The 19,294-nt window shown below is 75.4% G+C and carries 16 protein-coding genes; 7 read left to right on the top strand and 9 right to left on the bottom strand.

Annotated elements, in window-relative coordinates; all coding sequences use genetic code 11:
• Positions 1-13: 13 nt before the first annotated feature.
• Genes MQV74_RS30995 through MQV74_RS30985 form a run of 3 tightly spaced genes read left to right on the top strand, consistent with a single transcriptional unit; the run spans position 14 to position 4,191 of the window.
• Entirely contained in the window at positions 14-1,636 is a 1,623-nt protein-coding gene (locus tag MQV74_RS30995) for a sulfur globule family protein (protein ID WP_242725149.1), read from the top strand.
• Positions 1,633-2,121 (top strand): hypothetical protein, encoded by a 489-nt coding sequence (locus tag MQV74_RS30990; RefSeq protein WP_242725146.1) that lies wholly within the window; start codon positions 1,633-1,635, stop codon positions 2,119-2,121. The genes MQV74_RS30995 and MQV74_RS30990 overlap by 4 nt, the downstream gene beginning before the upstream one ends.
• Before the next feature lie 3 nt (positions 2,122-2,124).
• A complete protein-coding gene (locus MQV74_RS30985) occupies positions 2,125-4,191 on the top strand; it encodes a hypothetical protein (protein ID WP_242725144.1) in 2,067 nt (688 codons plus the stop codon).
• A gap of 19 nt (positions 4,192-4,210) precedes the next feature.
• Here MQV74_RS30985 and MQV74_RS30980 read toward each other — a convergent pair whose 3' ends face one another.
• The 4 genes from MQV74_RS30980 to MQV74_RS30965 form a co-directional block, all read right to left on the bottom strand.
• The gene (locus tag MQV74_RS30980) at positions 4,211-5,563 is read right to left on the bottom strand and encodes a protein kinase domain-containing protein (RefSeq protein WP_138962350.1); all 1,353 of its coding nucleotides are present in this window, start codon (positions 5,561-5,563) and stop codon (positions 4,211-4,213) included.
• An 18-nt stretch (positions 5,564-5,581) separates the two neighbouring features.
• Entirely contained in the window at positions 5,582-6,490 is a 909-nt protein-coding gene (locus MQV74_RS30975; RefSeq protein ID WP_242725141.1) for a protein phosphatase 2C domain-containing protein, read from the bottom strand.
• On the bottom strand, positions 6,487-7,146 hold the full coding sequence (locus tag MQV74_RS30970; RefSeq protein WP_242729250.1) for a vWA domain-containing protein: 660 nt from the start codon (positions 7,144-7,146) through the stop codon (positions 6,487-6,489). Before MQV74_RS30970 ends, MQV74_RS30975 begins: the two co-directional genes overlap by 4 nt.
• 146 nt (positions 7,147-7,292) lie before the next feature.
• Positions 7,293-9,668, bottom strand: a complete 2,376-nt coding sequence (locus tag MQV74_RS30965; RefSeq protein ID WP_242725138.1) for a GTPase-associated protein 1-related protein — start codon at positions 9,666-9,668, stop codon at positions 7,293-7,295.
• Positions 9,669-9,825: 157 nt separating this feature from the next.
• Here MQV74_RS30965 and MQV74_RS30960 point away from each other — a divergent pair, with 157 nt between their 5' ends.
• Positions 9,826-10,665 carry an alpha/beta fold hydrolase gene (locus tag MQV74_RS30960; RefSeq protein ID WP_242729249.1) on the top strand — a complete coding sequence of 280 codons (840 nt, stop codon included), beginning with the start codon at positions 9,826-9,828 and terminating at the stop codon, positions 10,663-10,665.
• Positions 10,666-10,784: 119 nt separating this feature from the next.
• Entirely contained in the window at positions 10,785-12,002 is a 1,218-nt protein-coding gene (locus MQV74_RS30955; RefSeq protein WP_242729248.1) for a cytochrome P450, read from the top strand.
• A 27-nt stretch (positions 12,003-12,029) separates the two neighbouring features.
• Here the strand turns inward: MQV74_RS30955 and msrB are convergent, their stop codons facing one another.
• The 4 genes from msrB to MQV74_RS30935 all read right to left on the bottom strand — a co-directional run bounded on the left by msrB (position 12,030) and on the right by MQV74_RS30935 (position 15,357).
• Entirely contained in the window at positions 12,030-12,437 is a 408-nt protein-coding gene (gene msrB, locus MQV74_RS30950) for a peptide-methionine (R)-S-oxide reductase MsrB (RefSeq protein WP_242725135.1), read from the bottom strand.
• 44 nt (positions 12,438-12,481) lie between these two features.
• Positions 12,482-13,879, bottom strand: a complete 1,398-nt coding sequence (murC, locus tag MQV74_RS30945) for a UDP-N-acetylmuramate--L-alanine ligase (protein ID WP_242729247.1) — start codon at positions 13,877-13,879, stop codon at positions 12,482-12,484.
• A gap of 85 nt (positions 13,880-13,964) precedes the next feature.
• Positions 13,965-14,438: an indole-3-glycerol phosphate synthase gene (locus MQV74_RS30940; RefSeq protein WP_242725132.1), complete on the bottom strand. Its 474-nt coding sequence runs from the start codon at positions 14,436-14,438 to the stop codon at positions 13,965-13,967.
• 133 nt (positions 14,439-14,571) lie between these two features.
• The gene (locus MQV74_RS30935) at positions 14,572-15,357 is read right to left on the bottom strand and encodes a pyrimidine reductase family protein (RefSeq protein ID WP_242725130.1); all 786 of its coding nucleotides are present in this window, start codon (positions 15,355-15,357) and stop codon (positions 14,572-14,574) included.
• Between the two features lie 47 nt (positions 15,358-15,404).
• Between MQV74_RS30935 and zapE the strand changes: the two genes are divergently transcribed.
• Together zapE and MQV74_RS30925 are read left to right on the top strand one after the other, a co-directional pair.
• Complete coding sequence (gene zapE / locus MQV74_RS30930) at positions 15,405-16,550, top strand: cell division protein ZapE (protein ID WP_242725126.1); 1,146 nt, start codon at positions 15,405-15,407, stop codon at positions 16,548-16,550.
• A gap of 55 nt (positions 16,551-16,605) precedes the next feature.
• Entirely contained in the window at positions 16,606-17,988 is a 1,383-nt protein-coding gene (locus tag MQV74_RS30925) for an alkaline phosphatase PhoX (protein WP_242725123.1), read from the top strand.
• A 53-nt stretch (positions 17,989-18,041) separates the two neighbouring features.
• On the opposite strand, the gene MQV74_RS30920 is transcribed toward MQV74_RS30925, so the two are convergent.
• On the bottom strand, positions 18,042-19,199 hold the full coding sequence (locus tag MQV74_RS30920; protein WP_242725119.1) for a methyltransferase: 1,158 nt from the start codon (positions 19,197-19,199) through the stop codon (positions 18,042-18,044).
• Between the last annotated feature and the right edge of the window lie 95 nt (positions 19,200-19,294).

The following is a 19,294-nucleotide window of genomic DNA, read 5'->3' as shown; positions in this document are numbered from 1 at the left end:
AGGGAGTACGCGCTTGACGCCCGCACAGCTGCTGGACAAGCAGGAGCTCATCAAGCAACTGCAGGACCTTGCGGGACACCCGGCGCTCGGCCCGCGCGCCGCCGAACTCGACGTCCTGGCCCACGACGTGACCAACGACAAACGCCTGGACCGCTGGTCCGAGCTGGACCTCGTGCACGCCTACGTCCGCCCGGAGAGCGTCACCGCGCGCGGCAGGAGACCCTCGGCGCGGCGCGACGGGCTCCTGGAGGCCGCGCTCGGCGCGCTGGTCTTCGTCCCCCTCCTGGTGACCTGGTTCGGCCTGCGCGAGGCGGTGCACGCGTACGGGGAACTGAGCAAGGTGGACCGCAAGGAGGCCACGCGGCCGTTCCTGCAGCTGTGGCAGTCCGGCTTCGGCGGCCATCTGTCGCCGCTGGGGCGGTTCGAGAACGTGGCTCTGATGGCGGTGGTCCTCATCGCCCTGCTCGTCCTGCTGTCCGTGGTGCACGCGCGCGTACGCACGCGGGCCGAGCGCGAGGAGGACGCCCAGGAGGCGGAGCGCGAGCGGCTGCTCGCGGACCTCGCGTCCGTCCTGACCCGCCTCCAGATGCTGCTCGCGCCGCACCGCAGCGCCTCGCCGAAGCAGTTCACCTCCGAACTGACCAAGGCCGCCAAGGAGATGCGCTCGCTCGCCGCCGAGGCCGACAACAACCACAAGGCGCTCGTCGCCGCCACCGGCTCCGTGACCAGCGCGACGACGGCCCTCCAGGCGGCGGCGGGCAAGCTCACCGCCGAGGTGCCGAAGCTGGGCGCGGCCGCCGACCGCATCGAGACGGCGGTGCGCGAGGGCCAGCGCGCCACGGCCGAGGCGAGCACCGTGGGCGTCGCCGCCACGCGGCAGCTCGGCGACCTGGTCAAGACGGTGGGCACGACCGTCGAGACCTCGCTGCGCTCCCTCGTCACCACCCAGAAGGACCTCGTCACCAAGACGGACGCGGTGGCCCAGGCCACCGAGCAGGCCTGCGCGGCCCTGGTGACCAGCACCGGCCGCACGAACGACGCGGTGGACGGCATGCGCGAGGCCACCGAGCGCTGGGACGCGGCGGCCGCGCACTGGCAGGACGCGGCGGCCCGCCTGGAGACGGGCGTCCGGTCCCTCGCGACGGCGTCCCCGCGGAACGGGTCGGAGGGACACCGCGCCGGAACGGACCCGTACGGGGTGGGCGTCGGCGCGTACGCGACCGACTCACCCGCACACGGACGGAGTTCATCGGCATACGGCCCCGGGTCGGGCCCGTACGGGACATCGAGCCCGTACGGGACGTCGAGTCCGTACGGAACGTCCGCCCCGTACGGGGAGCCCGGTCCGTACGGGGCATCGGCCCCTGCCCCGGCACCCTGGCCCGGCACGAACAGCACGACCAGGACGAACGGCACCCCGGCCGCAGCGCCGCACACCCCCGCTTCTCCTCCGGCCGACGAAGCCCTGACGCCCCCGCGGCAAAACCCCGCCCCCGAGCCGGACGTCCAGGACGACCCGGCCCTGAGCGGCGAGCGCCACCACGAGGCCGCCGAGGACGACGTGCGCTCCGACCGCACCACCGCCCTGCGCCCGCCGCCGCGCCGCCCGGCCGCGCCGCCCGGAGCCGACACGTGACCCCGCGCCGACGCCAGCGCGGCAGCCGGATCGCCGGGGTCGTCCTCGCGGGCTGGCTCTTCGCCGACCTGCTCCTCGTCCTCGCCCTGGTGTCGATGGCCGACCGGCCCGACCCGCTGGCGGCGCGCCCGAAGCCGCCGGGCGGCGCGGGCGCGCACGCCAAGGAGAAGCCCGAGCCCACCGGCCCGCCGTCGGTGGCCCGCGAGCCGGAGGAGTTCGAGGTCAAGGGCACCGACAAGAAGTCGCTCGCGCGGCAGATCGGCCGCGAGACCCGCAGGTGGGAGGGGCGCAGGGCCGCGCTCGTGCTGACCTTCGGCGGCGGCCCGAGCGGCACGGCGTATGCCCATCTGGTCAACTCCCAGCTGGGCAAGGGGCGTCCGGCGATGTTCAGCGGCAAGACCGCCACCGACGACTTCCACGACCTGAGCGCCGGCACGTCGACGGCCGTGGTCCGCGTGTACTTCTTCACGGCGCCCGGAGGCTGACCGGTGGCGAAGAGCTGGCGGCCCGGCGTCCGGGCCACGGGCACCGACACGCTGCCGCCGCTGCCCGCGCTCCCCGAGTTCCCCGGCATGCGCGGTTACGCCGCCCTGCGCGCCGCCCTGCACGACCTGGGGTTCCAGCACGCCGCGGGCCTGCTGCGCGAACCCGCGCGGCGGCGCGCGGCCGCCGGGGTCTTCGGCACCCTGCCGCAGGCCGAGACGGACGACGGCTTCCGCGTCCTGGACGGCCTGTGGTTCCCCGGCCGCGGCGGCCTGTGGCAGCGCGTGGACGTGCCGTACGTACGGCAGGCGCAGGACGCGTGGCGGACGTCCGCCGACCCGCGCGCCCTCACCGCGGCGGCCGTCGTGGACACCCTGGAGACCCTCGCCCGCGACGACCCGATGGGCCTGCGCCGGGTGGTCCTGTGGGAGCTGTGCTGTCTGCTGAAGGACCGCGCACCGCGGCCGGAGGGCGCCGCGACCACCGCCGACGACGTGGCCGCGCTCGGCGTGCACCGCAGCGAGTCCCGGCTGCTCGCCGCCGCCGTCGACGCGGGCTTCCCGGCCGAAGGGCCGCTGCGCCGGGCCGCCGAGACCGTCAACGACGTCTGGCCGGGGCTCCGCCTGCGCGCCGCCGAACGCGTGGCCGACGCGCTGCCCCGGACGCCCCGGGACCACGTCCTCGCGCGGCTGCTCGGCTCGCTGCGGGCCCGCTCCGCCGCCGTGGCGCGGCTCGCCGCCCGCGCGGACGCCCTGGAGGAGCGCGGCGACTGGCGCGGCGCCGCCGCCGCGTGGCTCGGCGCGCTGCGGGAGGCCGAGGACGCCCCGGAGACCCGCACGGGCCTGCTGCGCGCCGCCGCCGGCCTGGCCGACGCCACCGCGGTGCCCGGCCGGGCCCCCACCACGGTGACCGTCGACGACCTCCGCGTGCGCCTGACCTGGCGGCCGCCCCGGGTCAGCACCACCGTGACGTACCAGGTGCTGCGCTTCCCCGACGGCGAGCCGGAGCGGGCCACCGAACTCACCGTCCCGCCCTCGGGGTTGACCGCCGAGGACGCCCGGGCTCCCCTCGGCCGAGCCCTGCGCTACGCGGTCGTGCCGCTGCGCGGCGGCCGCGTGATCGGGGTGCCGCTCGTCACCGCGCCCGTCCTGATCGCCCCGGACGCCTCCGACCTGACGGCGGTCCTCGTGCCCGACGGCGTCCGGCTGCGCTGGCACCCCCACCCGGCCGCGACCGCCGTCCGGGTGCGGCGCTCGGCGGACGGCGCCCCGCACACCGTCGTGGCGAGCGGGCCCGACCGCCTCCTGGACGTGCCGCTGCCCGTGGGGACGTACGCGTACGAGGTGAGCTGCGGCTATCCGGGCGGCGGCCCGGGCGGCGGCACCGCCTGGTCTCCGGGGGCGCGCGTCACCGTCCGGGTCGAGGAGTGGCCCGCGCCGGTCACGGAGCTGACCGCCCACCGCGCCGGGGACCGGGTGCGGCTCGCCTGGAGCGCCCCGGAGCGGGGCGGGAGCACGCTGGTGCCCTGGCCCGCGGGCCCGGTCGCACCCGGCGCGGACGTGTCGGCGCGGTGCGCGGAACTCGGCGCCGCCCCGGCCCCGGCGCGCGAGCTGGAGGTGACGGCGCCGCCCGGGCGACGGCTGCGCCTCACCGCGGTGAGCACGCTCGGCGGGCGCGCGGTGGCCGGGCCGAGCGTCGTCGTCGAACACCCCTGCCCTGTCAGTGATGTGACGGTACGTCGGCTCGGTGCGGGCCGGGCCGAGGTGTGCTTCACCTGGCCCGAGCCCGCCGTGCTCGCGTGCGTGGCCTGGGACGACGGGGAGCGCCGCGAGGAGCGCAGCGTGGCCCGCAGCACGCATCTGGCCGCGGGCGGAAAGGTCACCCTCGCCGTGCCGGAGACGGCCTGCGCGGTGACGGTCGCGCCGCTGCCGCGCCCGGACGCCGTGGCCGTCCCGGCCGCGCCCGCCCGGGTCACCCTGCCCGCGGCGCCGCCCCCGCTCCCGCCCGGGCCGCCCGCGCGCAGGCCGTGGTGGCACCGCTTCCTGCGGCGCGGCCCGGCCCCCGCTCCCTGACGGGCACAGGCCCTAGGCCCTAGTCCTTGACCTCGGCCTCCGCGCCGCCGCCGAACTCCAGGAGCAGCCCCTGCTGGAGGCCGACCGTGCGGCCCGGCTCCACGTCCAGGACCGTGCCGTCCTGCTTGCGGGCCGTCCACGTACCGCGGGTGCGGTTGGTGAGGCCGAACCGGCCGCGCTGCTGCGGGTGTTCGGTGACCTCGCCGACCACGGCCCGGAAGTCGTGGCGCTCCGGGTCCCCGTCCAGGTGGTGGGCGTAGAGGCGGGCGCTCGGGTCGAGGCGGATGCCGCGCCGGGTGCGCAGCGTGGTGCCGGTGGCGGTGACCAGCTCCAGACGGGGCGGCAGCTGGAGCGGCTTGCCGCACTTCCAGCAGTCGGGCGGCGCCCCGTCGGGCTGGGTGAGGTTCTGCTTGCCGCAGCCCCGGCACTGCGTGATCGCGTCGAGGACCTGGCTGAGCGCGTCCCGCCACTGGGACTCGCGCACCCGCCGCGCCGGGCTGCGCAGCCCGTGCGTGAACGTCTGGACGAACAGGTCCCGCAGGATCCGCGGCAGGGCCGCCCAGGTGGCGATGACGGTCGGCTGCTCCCCCACCACCGGGCGGTTGCGGGTGTCCTCGGGGTCGTACACGAACACCGGGTCGGAGCCGTACAGCTTGCGCTTGGCGGACTCGCCCATGCAGTGGATGCGCAGGGCGAGGGCGCCGTTGAAGGGGTGGTCGTTCATCAGGAGCAGGAACAGGAGCACCGCGAGCGAGTGCAGGTCGGTCTGGGTGCCGGGCTGGGCGCCCTTGTCGCCGCGCACCAGCTCAGGCGCCATGAAGTCCATGGTGCCCGCGACCCCGGCGAGGGCGCCCTCCACGACCGCGTTGTCGTTGTCGCACACCAGGACGTCGCCGGTGCGCGGGTCGAAGAAGATGTTGCCCCAGTTGATGTCGCGGTAGGCGATGCCCTTGGAGTGCAGCGCGCGGTAGGCCTCGACGGTGTGCAGGGCGACCGTCACCAGGGTGCGCATCGTGGCGTCCTTGACGGACGGGTCGCGGCGGAACAGGGCGGGCAGGTCCTGGAACCGTGCCGGGCGCACGTCCATGAGGTAGCCGAAGCCCGGCTCCTTGCCGTCGGGGTCCATCACGATGGACTGCGGCCACAGGAAGCGGTCGTCGTCCCACCCCTTCTCGATGAGGCCCTCCAGGATGTGCTTCTGGCGGGCGTCGGCGAGCTGCGGGTAGTACCACTTCACGGCCCGGTCGCCGGTGGCCGTCGTGACGCGGTACACCTCGCCCTGGCCGCCGGAGCCGAAGAGCTCCGCGACCGTGACGCGCTCCCCCGACTCGGCCACCAGCTTCTTCCCGCGGGCGAGCATGCCGTTGCTCATGCTGGGGTCCCCGTTCCTTCACTCATGCGGTTCGTGTCCTCCTGTGACGTCACTCGTGTCGTGCCGGGCGGCGAACGCCCCGACGAGGGTCGTGTCGTCGCCCGAGTACTTCGCCGCCCGCGCCAGCCAGTCCGCGAGCTGGCCCTGCACCGCCGCCAGGCCCTGTTCGGCGGCCCGCTCGCGCACCCCGGTGGCGAAGTCGAGGAAGCCCTGGTGGTCGGCGAAGCTCTTCGACAGGCCGTCGGTGGAGAGCAGCACGGCGGGCGGCGGGCCGCCGGTGATGGGCTGCCAGTGCGTACGGGTCTTGCGCCACGGCTCCGGCTCGCACAGCGAGTCGGTCTCGTCGCCCAGGTCCGGGCCGCTGGACAGCGGGGTGTGCGGCTCGCCGCCGTCGTCCACGAGGACGATGTCACCGTCGCCCAACTGCCAGCACAGCAGCGTGTGTTCGGTGAGGACGGCGCCGAGCAGCGTGCTGCCGTACGCGGCCAGGTCCGGGGCGCCGCGGCCGCGCGCCCGCCGGTGGGCGGCGGCGCGCTGGGCGGGGGCGGCGCCGCGCGCGGGCGTGTTGCTGTCGTGGAACAGCGCGCGCCGGTGCCAGCGGTGCCCGACGGCCTGCGGCAGGAGCCGGGCCTCGGCCCGCAGCTCCGGCCAGGCCGCGGCGTCCGCGCCGACCCGCACCGCCTCGTGGGCGAAGACCTCCGCGCACGCCGTGAACTCCTCCACGGCCCAGCGGGCCCCCAGGTCGCTGCGGAAGTGCGCGGCGGAGCCGTGGCCGTCGGCGACCGTGAGGACGACGGCGCGGCCGTCCGCGGTGGCCTTGGCGGCCCAGCAGTCCTGGCTGTACTTCTTGCCGACGCCCTTGACCCCGCCGGTGAGGAGGGCCCAGCGGACGTCCGTGGCGCGGCCTGTCCCCTGCTCGGCGGTCACCAGATGTCGGCTTCGCCCTCGACCTTGGTCAGCGGCGGGCCAAGGGGCGTCGCGGGCTTGGCGTCCTCGACCTTGGGCGTCGAGGCGTCCTTGACGACCGCCGTGGACATCCAGCGGATGGCGGCGGCGAGCTGGCGCGGGTTCTTGGCCTGCAGCGGCTCCAGCTCGGGGTTGGCGAGGAACTCCTTGAGCATGCTCTTGTCCGCGTCGTCGCCGATGGCCACGGCGACGCGCACGGCCCGCTTGCCCCAGGGCGTGCTGTCGATGGCGCGCAGGCCCGCCCGCCAGTCGTCGGTGGGCTGTCCGTCCGAGGCGAGCGCGAGCACCGGCGGCAGCGCGCGCTGCGGCATCGGCGGCGTCTGCAGGGCGCCCGCGGCGAGCTTGAAGGCGGCGCCCATGTCCGTACCGCCGTACGTGTGCACGTCCTCCCAGGAGAAGTTGTTCACCGGGGTCGGCTCACTGACGTGCCAGCTGGCGCCGCTGGCGAAGGAGATGGCGCGGACGAGCAGCGACGCGGCGGGGTTGGAGTCGGCGGCCTGCTGCATCTCCGGGATGGCCTCGCGGATGGCGAAGTTCAGCTGGCCGATCTTGCCGTTGACGCTCATGGAGCCCGAGCAGTCGAGCATCCAGATGAAGTGGACGGGGCGGCTGGCCATGGAGCCGCCCGGGAAGTTGTCGACGATCTCGGTGGTGTCACTGCTGTGGTCGGCTTGTTTCACGCTGGCCCTCTCCAGGTGGATCGGTCGGTACGTAAGGACGCCGGGCGCGGGGCCCCGGTTTCGCTCCGGGGTGCCCGCGGCGGTCAGCGGGCGCGGAAGCTGTTGCGCCAGGCGGTCCACTCCCGGACGCGGTCGATGCCCTGGCGGTCGAGCATGGCGTCGGCCACCTGGGAGAGCCGCCGGTCGTCGAGGCGGACGGCGACGGGCCCGAGGACCTCGTCGAGCAGTTCGGCGGCGACGCGCTGCCAGTCGTGGCTGATGCCGCGGCGCCGGCGCGGCCGCCACAGGTAGTAGTACGCGGCCACCTCGGCGGGCCGCAGCGGGAGCTCGCGCTCCAGGCGGTCCCTGCGGTCCTCGTCGAGCATGAACGCCCGGTAGGGGTCGAGGAGTTCGGGTCCGGCCGCGACCAGCTGGTCGAAGGCGGGCGGGCGGGCCAGCTGGTCGGCGTCCGCGCGGGCCAGGGCGAGGGCGACGAGCCGGAACACGCCGCGCCGCACGGTGCTGCCGAGGGGGCCCGCGTCGACGCACAGCGCCTCGAAGCGGCGCAGGCCCTGCCGCAGGGCCTTGCGGCCGTCGGCGAGGTCCTGGGCGACGACGAGCAGCTCGGCGGTGGCGCGGTCCCGCCGGGGCAGCTGCGTCTCGTGCAGCAGGTCGGCGGCGAACCCGACGAGTTCCCTGTCCACGCCGTCCGGCGCGGCGAGCAGGCCCGTCATGCGCAGCCCGTACCCGGCGGCGACGAGCAGCCGCATCGTGCAGGTGTGCGCCACCCAGGACAGTTCGGCGGGGGCGGGGCAGGAGCTGCCCCAGACCAGCCACCACATCTGCTGGAGCGTGTCCGCGTCGGTGACCCGGCGGCGCGGGAGCACCTCGGTGAGCTTCGCGAACAGCTCCATGCCGCGCAGGCCCGCGCCGCCCGCCCGCCACCGGGCGGCGGCCTCGGCCAGACGCAGCGGCAGCGGCGAGCCCTCGTCGAGGCTGCGGCGCAGCCAGTCGCCGTACGGCGAGTCGGCGAGCTCCACGAGCAGGTCGAGGCGGCGGGTGTGCGGGGTGTCGGCGAGGCGGCGCAGGACGCGGCGGGTCAGCGGCTCGCTGCCGACGTCGTCGAGGACCCGCACGGCCGGTCCGCGTTCGACCCCGGTGGGGTCGCGCAGCGCGCGGGCGAGCTTCTCGATGGCCTCGCCGATGCCGCGCCCGTCGTCGGCGCCGACGGCGAGGGCGATGCGCAGCGGCTCGGCCCAGGTGCCGACGGGGTCGCGCAGGGCGCGCCGCAGCTCCTTGTCGGCGTCGCCGCCGTACTCGCCGCGCAGGGCCCGCTCGGCCTCGGCGCCGAGCGGCACCTCGGCGCAGACGGCGGTGAGTTCGCCGGGCAGCTCCTCGGGGCGCGCGGCGCCGAGCCGGTGCCGGGCGAGGGCGAGCGCGAGGGGGGCCGCGGCGGCGGGGTCGTGGGCGTGCAGCTCGCGGCAGACGGCGAGCAGGCCGGCGGGGTCGGTGCGGGTGTCGGCCACGGACGCGACGAGGGTGGCGACGGCCGTCCGCAGCACGTCGCCGACGAGCCCGGTCAGCTCGCGCCCGGTGAGGAGCCCGGCGCGCAGCAGGGGCGGGACGAGCGGGCCCGGCGCGAAGGGGTCGCCGTCGGCGGCGGCCTCGGGCAGCGGCTCCCCGGCGAGCCAGAGGCGGGCGGTCCAGGTGGCCCAGGTGTCGGCGCGGGGCGGGCTGCCGGGCCCGCCGAGGCCGTCGTGGACGCGGTAGAGGTGGTCGAGGACGGTGGGGTCGCCCCGGTCGAAGTCGGCGTCGGGCCCGATGCCGACGATGTGCTGCGGGGCGCGCCCGGGGTCGGCGGCGCCGGTGGTGAACGTCAGCGACGGCACGTACGCGGCGGGCAGCGAGGCGCAGGCCAGGGCGATCCAGCGGGCGACGGCCCCGGGTCTCTCCTCGGCGACGACGAGCTGCCGTCCGGCCGGATCGTCGAACAGGCGCCGTACGTCGGCGAGGAAGGGGGCGACGCGGGTCTCGTGGGCGCGGGCGAAGGCGACGAGCTCGTCGTGCCCGACGGCGGCGGGCGCGTGGTCCGCGGCGGCTTTCCCCGCTTCGCACGCTTCCCCGGCTTCCCACCAGGTGATGGGCCACTCCTCGGCGAACCGGGCGAGCGTGTCGGCCTCGGACAGGTGGTACGCCGCCACGTCGCCCCCGGTGGCCGTGGCGCACAGCAGGCTGCCGCCGTCCGGCAGCCTGCTGTAACTGAGGCCGGTTCCGTCGCCCGAGTGGCCTCGGCCCCGGGTGTGCCCGGTGCCGAAGGCCAGTTCGGCCCACTCCCGGAGCTGTCGCTGGTCCTCGCGTTCGGCCCCGTCGGCGTGCGCGGACAGAGGTGACGGGGGCGCGGACGCGGGGACAGGGATCAGTCGGACGGCTCCGGTGACCGGCTCCTCGGCGAGCCGGTAGCTGTGGCGGCGGATGGCCATGCCACATTCTGACCACCCGGGGGCGCCGCCCGCAGGCGGTCGGCCAACTTCCCGCCACCAGGGGGAAATCCGGCCGCCCGCCGGGCCCCCGCAACGCCGGTCCCGACGGGCCGCCGCACCCTTGCGCGGCGTGGGATTCGCGGCCATCGTGGCGGTCGTGACCTCCTTCACGCTCCCTCATGACCTGGTGGGCGAAGGCCCGCACAAGGTGATCGCCGTCCACGGCTGGCTCGCCGACCGGTCGGCGTACGCGCCGGTCCTCGCCGACCTGGACACGGGCGCCTTCGAGTTCGCCGTGGTGGACCTGCGCGGCTACGGCGAGGCCCGGGACGCGCCCGGGGCGTTCACCACGGCCGAGGCCGCCGCCGACGTCGTGGCCCTCGCGGACCACCTCGGCTGGGCGCGGTTCTCGGTGGTCGGGCACTCGATGGGCGGCGGCGTGGCGCAGCACGTCCTCGCCGACGTGCCGGACCGGGTGCGCCGGATCGTCGGGATCTCCCCGGTGCCCGCGTCGGGCGTCACGATGCCGCCGGAGCAGCGGGAGCTGTTCGAGTCGGCCGGGCACGCGGCCGACAGCCGCCGGGCCATCATCGACTTCACCACCGGCGGCGGGCGCCCGGCCGCGTGGCTGCGCCGCATGGTGGACCGGTCCTTCGCCCGCAGCGACGCCAAGGCGTTCCGCGCCTGGCTCGACTCCTGGGCGGACAACGACTTCCAGGACCGCGTGACGGGTTCACCGGTGCCCGCGCTCGCCGTGGTCGGCGCCCTCGACCCGGCCCTGTCGGCGGACGTCATGCGCCGGACCTGGCTGCCCGCCTTCCCCCGTGCCGAACTCGTGGAGCTGCCGGGCACCGGGCACAACGCCATGGACGAGTCTCCCCTGGACCTGATCCGCGTGGTGGAGGACTTCCTCCGGGCGGACGACGCGACGGCGGAGACGGGCAGCACGGCCGCGACCGCGCCGGACGCGAGCGGCACCGGGGCCGACAGCGAGTGACCGCCACTCCCGGGCGCCCCCGCCCCCGCGAGCCCCGCCCGGCGGCGGGCGCACCCCCGGAAGGCCCCCCGCCCGCGGGCCCCGGGCCCGGCGGCGTCCCGGACGTCTTCGACCCGCGGCTGTACGCGCGAGCCGTGCCGTACGACCGCTACCGCGTGCTGCGCGACCACCACCCGGTGGCCTGGCAGGACGAGCCGTCGGTGCTCGGCTGGCCCGCGGGGCCCGGGTTCTGGGCGGTGACGCGGCACGCGGACGTGACGACGGTGCTCAAGGACGCGGCGGTGTACTCCTCGTGTCTGGGCGCCACCCAGATCCGCGACCCGGACCCGGAGGACCTGCCGTTCATCCGCCGCATGATGCTCAATCAGGACCGGCCGGACCACGGCAGGCTGCGCCGTCTGGTCAGCCGGGCCTTCACGCCGCGCCGCGTGGCACGGTTCGAGGCCCTGGCCAGGCGCCGGGCGCGCACCCTCCTTGCGGGGGCCGTCGCCGAGGCCCGCGCCGGGGACGGCGGCTGCGACGTGGTCGCGGCGGTCACCGATGACTACGCGGTCCTCAACCTCGCGGACCTGCTCGGCGTGCCGCCCTCCGACCGGGGCCTGCTCCTGGACTGGACGCGGCGCGTCATCGGCTACCAGGACCCGGACGAGGCGGGCGAGCCGGTCGTCGGCCCCGACGGGCGGCCGGTGAACCCGCGCTCCCCCGCGATGCTGCGCGACATGTTCGCGTACGCGGGCGAGCTCGCGGCGTACAAACGGCGCCACCCGGGCGACGACGTGCTCACCACGCTGGCCACCACGCCCGAGGTGAGCGCGCCGGAGCTGGAGATGTGCTTCTTCCTGCTCACGGTCGCGGGCAACGACACCGTGCGCGGGGCCGCGCCCGGCGGTCTGCTGGCGCTCGCCGAGCATCCGGACGAGCAGCGCCGCCTGCGCACGGGCGAGGCCCCGCCGGCCGGGGCGGTGGAGGAGCTGCTGCGCTGGCACCCGCCGGTGCTGAGCTTCCGGCGCACCGCCGCGCGCGACACCGAGCTGGCCGGGCGGCGGATCCGGCGCGGCGACAAGGTGGTCGTCTTCCACGCCGCCGCCCACCGCGACGAGCGCGCCTTCGCCGACCCCGACCGGCTCGACCTGACGCGGTCACCGAACCCGCACGTGGCGTTCGGCGACGGCCCGCACGTCTGCCTGGGCGCGCACTTCGCCCGCCTGCAACTGACCGTCCTGTACGAGGAGTCGCTCGCGGCCACCTCGGCCATCGGCCTCGCCGCCCCGCCCGCCCGCCTGGTCTCGCACTTCATCAACGGCCTCAAGTCACTGCGGCTCACGCTGACCGCCTGACGGGGCGCCGTGGGCCGGGCCCGCCGGTCAGCCCTCGTCGGGCGTCAGCCGCAGCGAGATGGAGTTGATGCAGTAGCGCTGGTCCGTCGGGGTCGGGTAGCCCTCGCCCTCGAAGACGTGGCCGAGGTGGGAGCCGCAGCGGGCGCAGCGGACCTCCGTGCGGACCATTCCGTGCGAGGTGTCCGACAGGAGCTCCACGGCGTCGCTGTCCTTGGGGTCGAAGAAGCTCGGCCAGCCGCAGTGGGACTCGAACTTCTCGCCGGACGTGAACAGCTCCGCGCCGCAGGCCCGGCAGGAGTAGACGCCCTTGGTCTTCGTGTCCGTGTACTCGCCCCGGAAGGCGGGCTCGGTGCCCGCCTGGCGCAGGACGGCGTACTCCGCGGGGGTCAGCTCCGCACGCCACTGCTCGTCGGGCTTCTCGACGTCGTACGCCATGGAACGCATCCCCTTACGTGTAGTACGCGATGTACGCGGTGGTCCTACTGGGCCAGGTGGTCCAGGATCCGCGGGCCGAGGTCGGTGACGTCGCCCGCTCCCATGGTGAGAACGAGGTCGCCGGGGCCTGCCATTCCCGCGATCAGCTCCGGGGCGCTCTCCTTGTCCCGCGCGGCCCGTACGTCGGCGCCCGCGGCGGTGGCGGCGTCGATGATGAGTGCGCTGGTCACGCCGGGGATCGGGTCCTCGCGCGCGGGGTAGATGTCGAGCACGACGGAGGCGTCGGCGAGCGCCAGGGCCGCGCCCATCTCGCGGCCCAGCTCCTGGGTGCGGGAGAACAGGTGCGGCTGGAAGAGGACGAGGAGGCGGGCGTCCGCGGCGGCGCCGCGCATCGCCTCCAGGTCGGCGGTCATCTCCGTCGGGTGGTGCGCGTAGCTGTCGACGACCTGGACGCCGCGCGCCTCGCCCTTGAGCTGGAGGCGGCGCTTGACGCCGGTGTAGGCGGCGAGGGCGGGGGCCAGCTCGGCGGCGGGGACGCCGAGGGCGACGCCCGCGGCGAGCGCGGCGACCGCGTTGTGCGCGTAGTGGCGGCCGGGCACGGACACGGCGAAGCGCAGCTCGGTGCCGTCCAGGACGACGGCGACCTCGCTCTTGAGGCCCTGGGGGGTCACGTCCGTGATCCGCACGTCGGCGTCGGCGGACTCGCCGTAGGTGACGATCCGCAGGTCGGAGCCGCGCTTGGCGAGCCGCCGGGTCAGTTCGCGCGCACCCTCGTGGTCGGCGGCGACGACCAGCGTGCCACCGGGGACGATCTTGTCCGCGAACGTCTCGAAGGACTCGTAGATCTCGTCCATGGAGGCGTAGTTGGCGTGGTGGTCCAGCTCCACGTTGAGGACGATGGCGACCTCGGGCGCGTACGTGTGGAAGCTGCGGTCGCTTTCGTCGGCCTCGGCGACGAAGATCTCGCCGGTGCCGTGGTCGGCGTTGGAGCCCGGGGCGTCGAGGTCGCCGCCGATGGCGTACGAGGGGTGCAGGCCGAGCGCGGACAGGCTCACGGCGAGCATGGACGTGGTCGTGGTCTTGCCGTGCGTACCCGCGACGGCGAGCGGACGCAGGCCGTCCATCAGCGCGGCGAGCGCGTCCGAGCGGTGCACGACCGGGATACCGAGCTCCGCGGCGCGGGCCAGCTCCGGGTTGTCGGCGCGGATCGCCGAGGAGACGACGACGCAGCTGGCGTCGTCCGCCAGGTGCTCCGCGGCGTGCCCGACGTGCACCGTCACGCCGAGCTCGCGCAGGGCGGCAGCGGTCGCGGAGTCCCGGGCGTCGCTGCCCGCGACCCGGGCGCCGCGCTGGGCGAGGATCTTGGCGATGCCCGACATTCCGGCGCCGCCGATGCCGATGAAGTGCGGTCGGGGCATGGCGGAGGGGAGGCCGGGTGCCATCTTCTCTCCCGAGAGGTGTGACGGTGACATGAGCGCCTCCACCCTATCCGCCCCGCCGGAGCCCCATCGGTCGCTCCCGCGCCCGCTACTTCTCGCTGTGCGAGAAGAGCTTCAGGACCGGGACGCCGACCTTGTGGCGCGCCCGGGAGGCCCAGTCGCGGTGGAAGAACTCCTCCACGTAGTGGGGGTCGGTGAGCACGATGACCTCGTCCGCCCCGGCCGCGTCCACGAGCTCGCGCAGCGCGTCCAGCGGGTGGTCCTCGATGAGCCTGCCCTCGGCCGCGCTGCCCGCGGCCCGCAGGGCGGTGAGGGAGACCCTGAGGGCCTGCTCGGCGGGGCCGACGGCCGCGTCGCCCTCCGGTACGTCCCCCTCGCGCACCGCCTCGTCGAGCTCGCCGAGCGCCACGTCGTCGATCGCCCGCAGCAGGCGGTCCGCCTGGTCGCCGCGCGGCTGCAGGAGGACGTGGAAGGTGACCGGCTCCTCGCCGTGCAAGGTGGTGACGAACTCCACGTCGGCGGACGTCAGGGCCTTCTCGATCATCAATACGCTTGTGAACACGACAGGCGCCCTTCTCCTCCGTGGGCCGTGGACAAGGCCCCTGCGGAAACCATCCTGCCCCGTGCCTGGACGGGGGCTGCGCACTTTAGTGTGCCCCGCCGACGGCAAACGGAACGGTGGATTCCGCTGATTCTCAGGACCGACGGTATCGGGTGAAGAGGAACCCGGCCTCTTCCAGTACGGACGTCAGTACGAACCGCTCCGGCACCGGCACCCCGGGGCCGCCCGCGATCCGCTGCGCCCCGCCCGCGGTGAGCATCGGGGACACCGTCAGACACAGCTCGTCGAGCACGCCCGCCGCCACGAACTGCCCGAGCAGCCGGGGCCCGCCCTCGGTGAGCAGCCGGACGAACCCGCGTTCGGCCAGCTCCGCGACCACCCGCGCGGGGTCCGCCCCGGCCCCCTCACCGGCGAGCACGACCTCCGCCCCGGCCTTGCGCGCGGCCTCCACCCGCTCCGTGGGCGCCGCGGCACCGGTCACCAGGAGCGTCGGCGTCAGCGGCGCGGTGAACAGCGGCAGGGTGAAGTCGAGCTCCAGGCTCGCGCTGAGCACGACGACGGCGGGCGCGGGCGGCTGCCCGGCGGCGGCGCGGCGCGCGGCGAAGGCCTCCCGCGCGCGGGCCGGCCGGTAACCCTCCTGGCGTACCGTTTCCGCACCGACCACGACGGCGTCCGCGAGGCCCCGCAGGGCGCCGAAGATCCGCATGTCGGTGGCGCCGGAGAGGGGCTGGGAGCGGCCGTCGTGCTGGGCCGCGCCGTCGAGGGTGGAGACCATGTTGGCGCGCAGCCAGGGGCCCTCCCGGTCCGGGTAGGCGTAGGCCTCGGCCAGCTCGTCGAGGGTCCACTCGCGATCGGTCACAGAACCCGGCGTTCCGGCGGTTTCGGATGTCTGATCGGTCACAGGGAACAGGCGTCGCATGCTCGGCAGTCTTCCACGGTCCAGGACCGGGCCTAGAGTGGATAGACGTGTCAGCCTCCACCGCCGCCTCCGGGCACAGCCCCATACCCGAAGCGGGCCCCCTCTCCCTGTGCGCCCGCGAGCCGCACGTGCCCGCGGACCGCCTCGTCGCCGAGATGGTGCCGCCGCCGCGCTTCGGCTCGGTCCGCTTCGACACGTACGTCCCGGACCCGAACCAGCCGAGCCAGACCGAGGCCGTCGGGGTCCTGAGCACCTTCGCGGCCGGCCTCGGCGGGGCCCACGCGAGCGGCTCCGGGAAAAGAAGGGCGCGCAGCGCTTCCTCAGAGGGGCGGTGGCGGGAGACGGGCGGGCGCCGGTGGTTCGGGCGGGCCAAGCAGGCCGCGCCCGCGGGGCCCCGGGGCGTCTATCTGGACGGTGGCTACGGCGTCGGCAAGACCCATCTGCTCGCCTCCCTGTGGCACGCCACCCCGGCGGAGCCCGCGCTGAAGGCGTTCGGCACGTTCGTGGAGCTGACGAACCTGGTCGGGGCGCTCGGCTTCCAGCAGACGGTCAGGACCCTCAGCGGCCACCGGCTGCTGTGCATCGACGAGTTCGAGCTGGACGACCCGGGCGACACGGTCCTGGTGTCCACGCTGCTCGGCAAGCTCGTCGAGGCGGGCGTCGCGCTGGCCGCGACCTCCAACACGCTGCCGGGCAAGCTCGGCGAGGGCCGGTTCGCCGCCGCCGACTTCCTGCGCGAGATCCAGGGCCTGTCGGCGCACTTCAAGGCGCTGCGCATCGACGGCGAGGACTACCGCCACCGCGGCCTGCCCGAGGCCCCGGCGCCGTACTCGGACGAGGAGGTCACCAAGGCCGCGTACGCCACCGCGGGCGCGAGCCTGGACGACTTCCCGCACCTGCTCGACCACCTGGCGCGCGTCCACCCGAGCCGGTACGGCGCCCTCACCGACGGCCTCCGCGCGGTCTGCCTCACCGACGTCACGCCGGTGCCCGACCAGTCGACGGCGCTGCGCCTGGTGGTGCTCGCCGACCGGCTCTACGACCGCGAGGTGCCGGTGCTCGCCTCCGGCGTCCCCTTCGACCGGCTGTTCGGCGAGGACATGCTCAACGGCGGCTACCGAAAGAAGTACTTCCGGGCGATTTCGCGGCTGACGGCGCTGGCACGCGACGCCAAGGGGCTCGTTAACGCCTGAGACGCGTGGTACACACAATCGGGTCATGTCCTGTCCGCCAGCAGGAGGTTGCCCCATGTCCGCGACACGACCCAGCGCGACCAGACGTCAAGTACTCGCCCGCACCGGCGCCCTGGGGGCGTCCATCGCCTTCACCGGCGCCCTCTCGGAGCTGTTCGCGGGCACGGCCACCGCGGCCGCCCAGGGCAGGGCGGGCTACGGCCCGCTCGTGCCCGACCCGGCCGGACTCCTCGACCTGCCCGAGGGCTTCCGCTACAAGGTCCTGTCCCGCGAGGGCGACCCGCTGCGCTCCGGCGAGGGCAGGGTGCCGAGCAACCACGACGGCATGGCCGCCTTCCGCGGCCGGCGCGGCGGCGTCCACCTGGTGCGCAACCACGAGAACCGCGTCGGCGCGAAGATCGGCGTACCGACCGTCAAGGGCCTGACCTACGACCCGGCCGCCAAGGGCGGCTGTACGGCGCTCGCCCTCGACCGCGACGACGACGTGCTCGGCGAGCGCGTCGCCATCGCGGGCACCGCCGTCAACTGCGCGGGCGGCCCGACCCCCTGGGGCACCTGGCTGACCTGCGAGGAGACCGAGGACAAGGCCGGGACGAACGGCTACACCAAGGACCACGGCTTCATCTTCGAGGTCGACCCCGTCGACCCGCGCCGCACCGGGGCCGTCCCGCTGACGGCCATGGGCCGCTTCCAGCACGAGGCGATCGCGGTCGACCCGTGGCGCGGTGTGGTGTACGAGACGGAGGACGCCTTCCAGAAGCCGTTCGGCCTGTTCTACCGCTTCCTGCCGGACCGGCCCGAGGGCGGCAGGGGCTCGCTGCGCGCGGGCGGCCGCCTCCAGGCGATGCGCGTGCCCGGCCTGCCCGACCTGTCGGCGGTCCAGGAGACCGGCGCATCCTTCCGCGGGGTCGAGTGGGTCGACGTACCGGACCCGCTCGCGGTCTCCACGCCCATCCGCAACCAGGACTTCGGCCCCAAGGGCATCACGCACGCCCAGAAGCTGGAGGGCTGCTACTGGGGCGGCCGCTGCGTCTACTTCGTCTCCAGCTTCGCGCGCAGCGCGGAGGGCTCGGCGGGCGACCACTACGGCCAGGTCTGGCGCTACGACCCCGCGCGGCGCTGCCTCACCCTCGTGATCGTCTTCGGCCCGGACACGGACGTCCAGCTGCCCGGCGAGTCCCCCGACAACATCTGCCTGACCCCCAGCGGCGGCCTGATGGTGTGCGAGGACGGCGGCGGCGCGCAGTACGTGTACGGCGTCACGCGCGGCGGCCGGGTCTACGCGATGGCCCGCAACGCCAAGAACATCGGCACCCCGCAGGATCCCGAGTGGGGCGAGTTCGCGGGCGTCACCTTCTCCCCCGACCACCGCACGATGTACGTGAACTGCTACACGCCGGGGACGACGTTCGCCGTGACGGGCCCCTGGCACGGGTAGCGCTTCGCCGGAGCGGCGCGGGAGGGCCACGGCCCGGCGACAGCGCCGAGCGGCTAGCCGGCCGGGGCGAGCCGCCACAGCGAGGTGACCTCGGCGGCGCGGGCCGTGTGCAGCGGGTCGCCGGGGTCCGAGGCGCGCGGGTGCCGGGGCTTGGCGTCGTGCCGGTCGACGACGCCGAGGCCCGCCGCGTCGAAGGCGTCCAGGAGCTCCTGGCGGCCGCGCAGGCCGAGGTGTTCGGCCAGGTCGGAGATGATCAGCCAGCCCTCGCCCGCGGGCTCCAGGTGCGCGGCGAGCCCGGCGAGGAACGCCTTCAGCATGGCGCTGTCCGGGTCGTACACGCCCTGCTCCACGGCCGAGGTGGGGCGGGCGGGGAGCCAGGGCGGATTGCACACGACGAGCGCGGCGCGGCCTTGCGGGTACAGCGCGCCGTCGTCGACGACCTCGACGCGGCCGGTGAGGCCGAGCCGCTCCACGTTGTCGCGGGCGCAGGCGAGGGCGCGGGGGCTGCTGTCGGTGGCGACGACCCGGCCGACGCCGCGGCGGGCGAGGACGGCGGCAAGGACGCCGGTGCCGGTACCGAGGTCGAAGGCGGTGCCGGTCGCCAGGAGGGCGGGCGCGGGCAGCGGGGCCGTGGCCACCAGGTCGACGTACTCGCCGCGGATCGGCGAGAACACTCCGTAGTGCGGGTGGATGCGGCCGCCGACGGCGGGGATCTCCACGCCCTTCTTGCGCCACTCGTGGGCGCCGATCACACCGAGCAGCTCGCGCAGCGAGACGACCGTGCGCCCCTGGGGCGGGCCGTACGCCTCCGCGCAGGCCCGGCGCACGTCGGGGGCGCGGCGCAGGTCGAGCGCGTGGTCGTCCTCCAGGACGACCAGGAGCATGCCGAGCACGCGGGCGCGGTGGCCCCGGGACTGGCGGTGCCGGTGGAACGTCTCCGCGGGGGTCGCCCCCGGCTTCGGGGCGAGGCGGTCCAGGCGCCGCCCCAGCGCCTTCAGGAGCTGGCGCGCGCCCTGGTAGTCACCGCGCCACAGCAGCGCGGTGCCCTCGCAGACCAGGCGGTAGGCCTTGTCGGCCTTCATCCGGTCGTCCGCGGCGATCACCCGTTTGGGAGCGGCGGCGCCGCTCTCGGAGTGCCAGCGGGCTCCGCGAACGGTCCCGGGCTCGGGCCCCGCGGGCTCGGTCCAGCTGATGTCGGGCGTCTCGGACATCGGTGCCTCGTCAACTCCTCGGGTTCCCCTGGGCGCCGATGGACGCCCTCAGGACGATGGCACACCGTGCCCACCAGGCCAAACGGGCCCCGCGA

Origin of the sequence: Streptomyces sp. AN091965 (genome assembly GCF_022698285.1) — a bacterium.
Taxonomy (GTDB): domain Bacteria; phylum Actinomycetota; class Actinomycetes; order Streptomycetales; family Streptomycetaceae; genus Streptomyces.
This window is presented reverse-complemented; position numbering and strand designations above follow the sequence as displayed.

What these genes read in the sequence shown, in the direction of transcription:
- MQV74_RS30965 (WP_242725138.1), bottom strand. Translation starts at nt 9,668, where the DNA reads ATGGCCATCCGCCGCCACAGCTACCGGCTCGCCGAGGAGCCGGTCACC.
- MQV74_RS30920 (WP_242725119.1), bottom strand. Translation starts at nt 19,199, where the DNA reads ATGTCCGAGACGCCCGACATCAGCTGGACCGAGCCCGCGGGGCCCGAG.
- MQV74_RS30935 (WP_242725130.1), bottom strand. Translation starts at nt 15,357, where the DNA reads ATGCGACGCCTGTTCCCTGTGACCGATCAGACATCCGAAACCGCCGGA.
- murC (WP_242729247.1), bottom strand. Translation starts at nt 13,879, where the DNA reads ATGGCACCCGGCCTCCCCTCCGCCATGCCCCGACCGCACTTCATCGGC.
- MQV74_RS30980 (WP_138962350.1), bottom strand. Translation starts at nt 5,563, where the DNA reads ATGAGCAACGGCATGCTCGCCCGCGGGAAGAAGCTGGTGGCCGAGTCG.
- MQV74_RS30925 (WP_242725123.1), top strand. Translation starts at nt 16,606, where the DNA reads ATGTCCGCGACACGACCCAGCGCGACCAGACGTCAAGTACTCGCCCGC.
- MQV74_RS30970 (WP_242729250.1), bottom strand. Translation starts at nt 7,146, where the DNA reads ATGGCCAGCCGCCCCGTCCACTTCATCTGGATGCTCGACTGCTCGGGC.
- msrB (WP_242725135.1), bottom strand. Translation starts at nt 12,437, where the DNA reads ATGGCGTACGACGTCGAGAAGCCCGACGAGCAGTGGCGTGCGGAGCTG.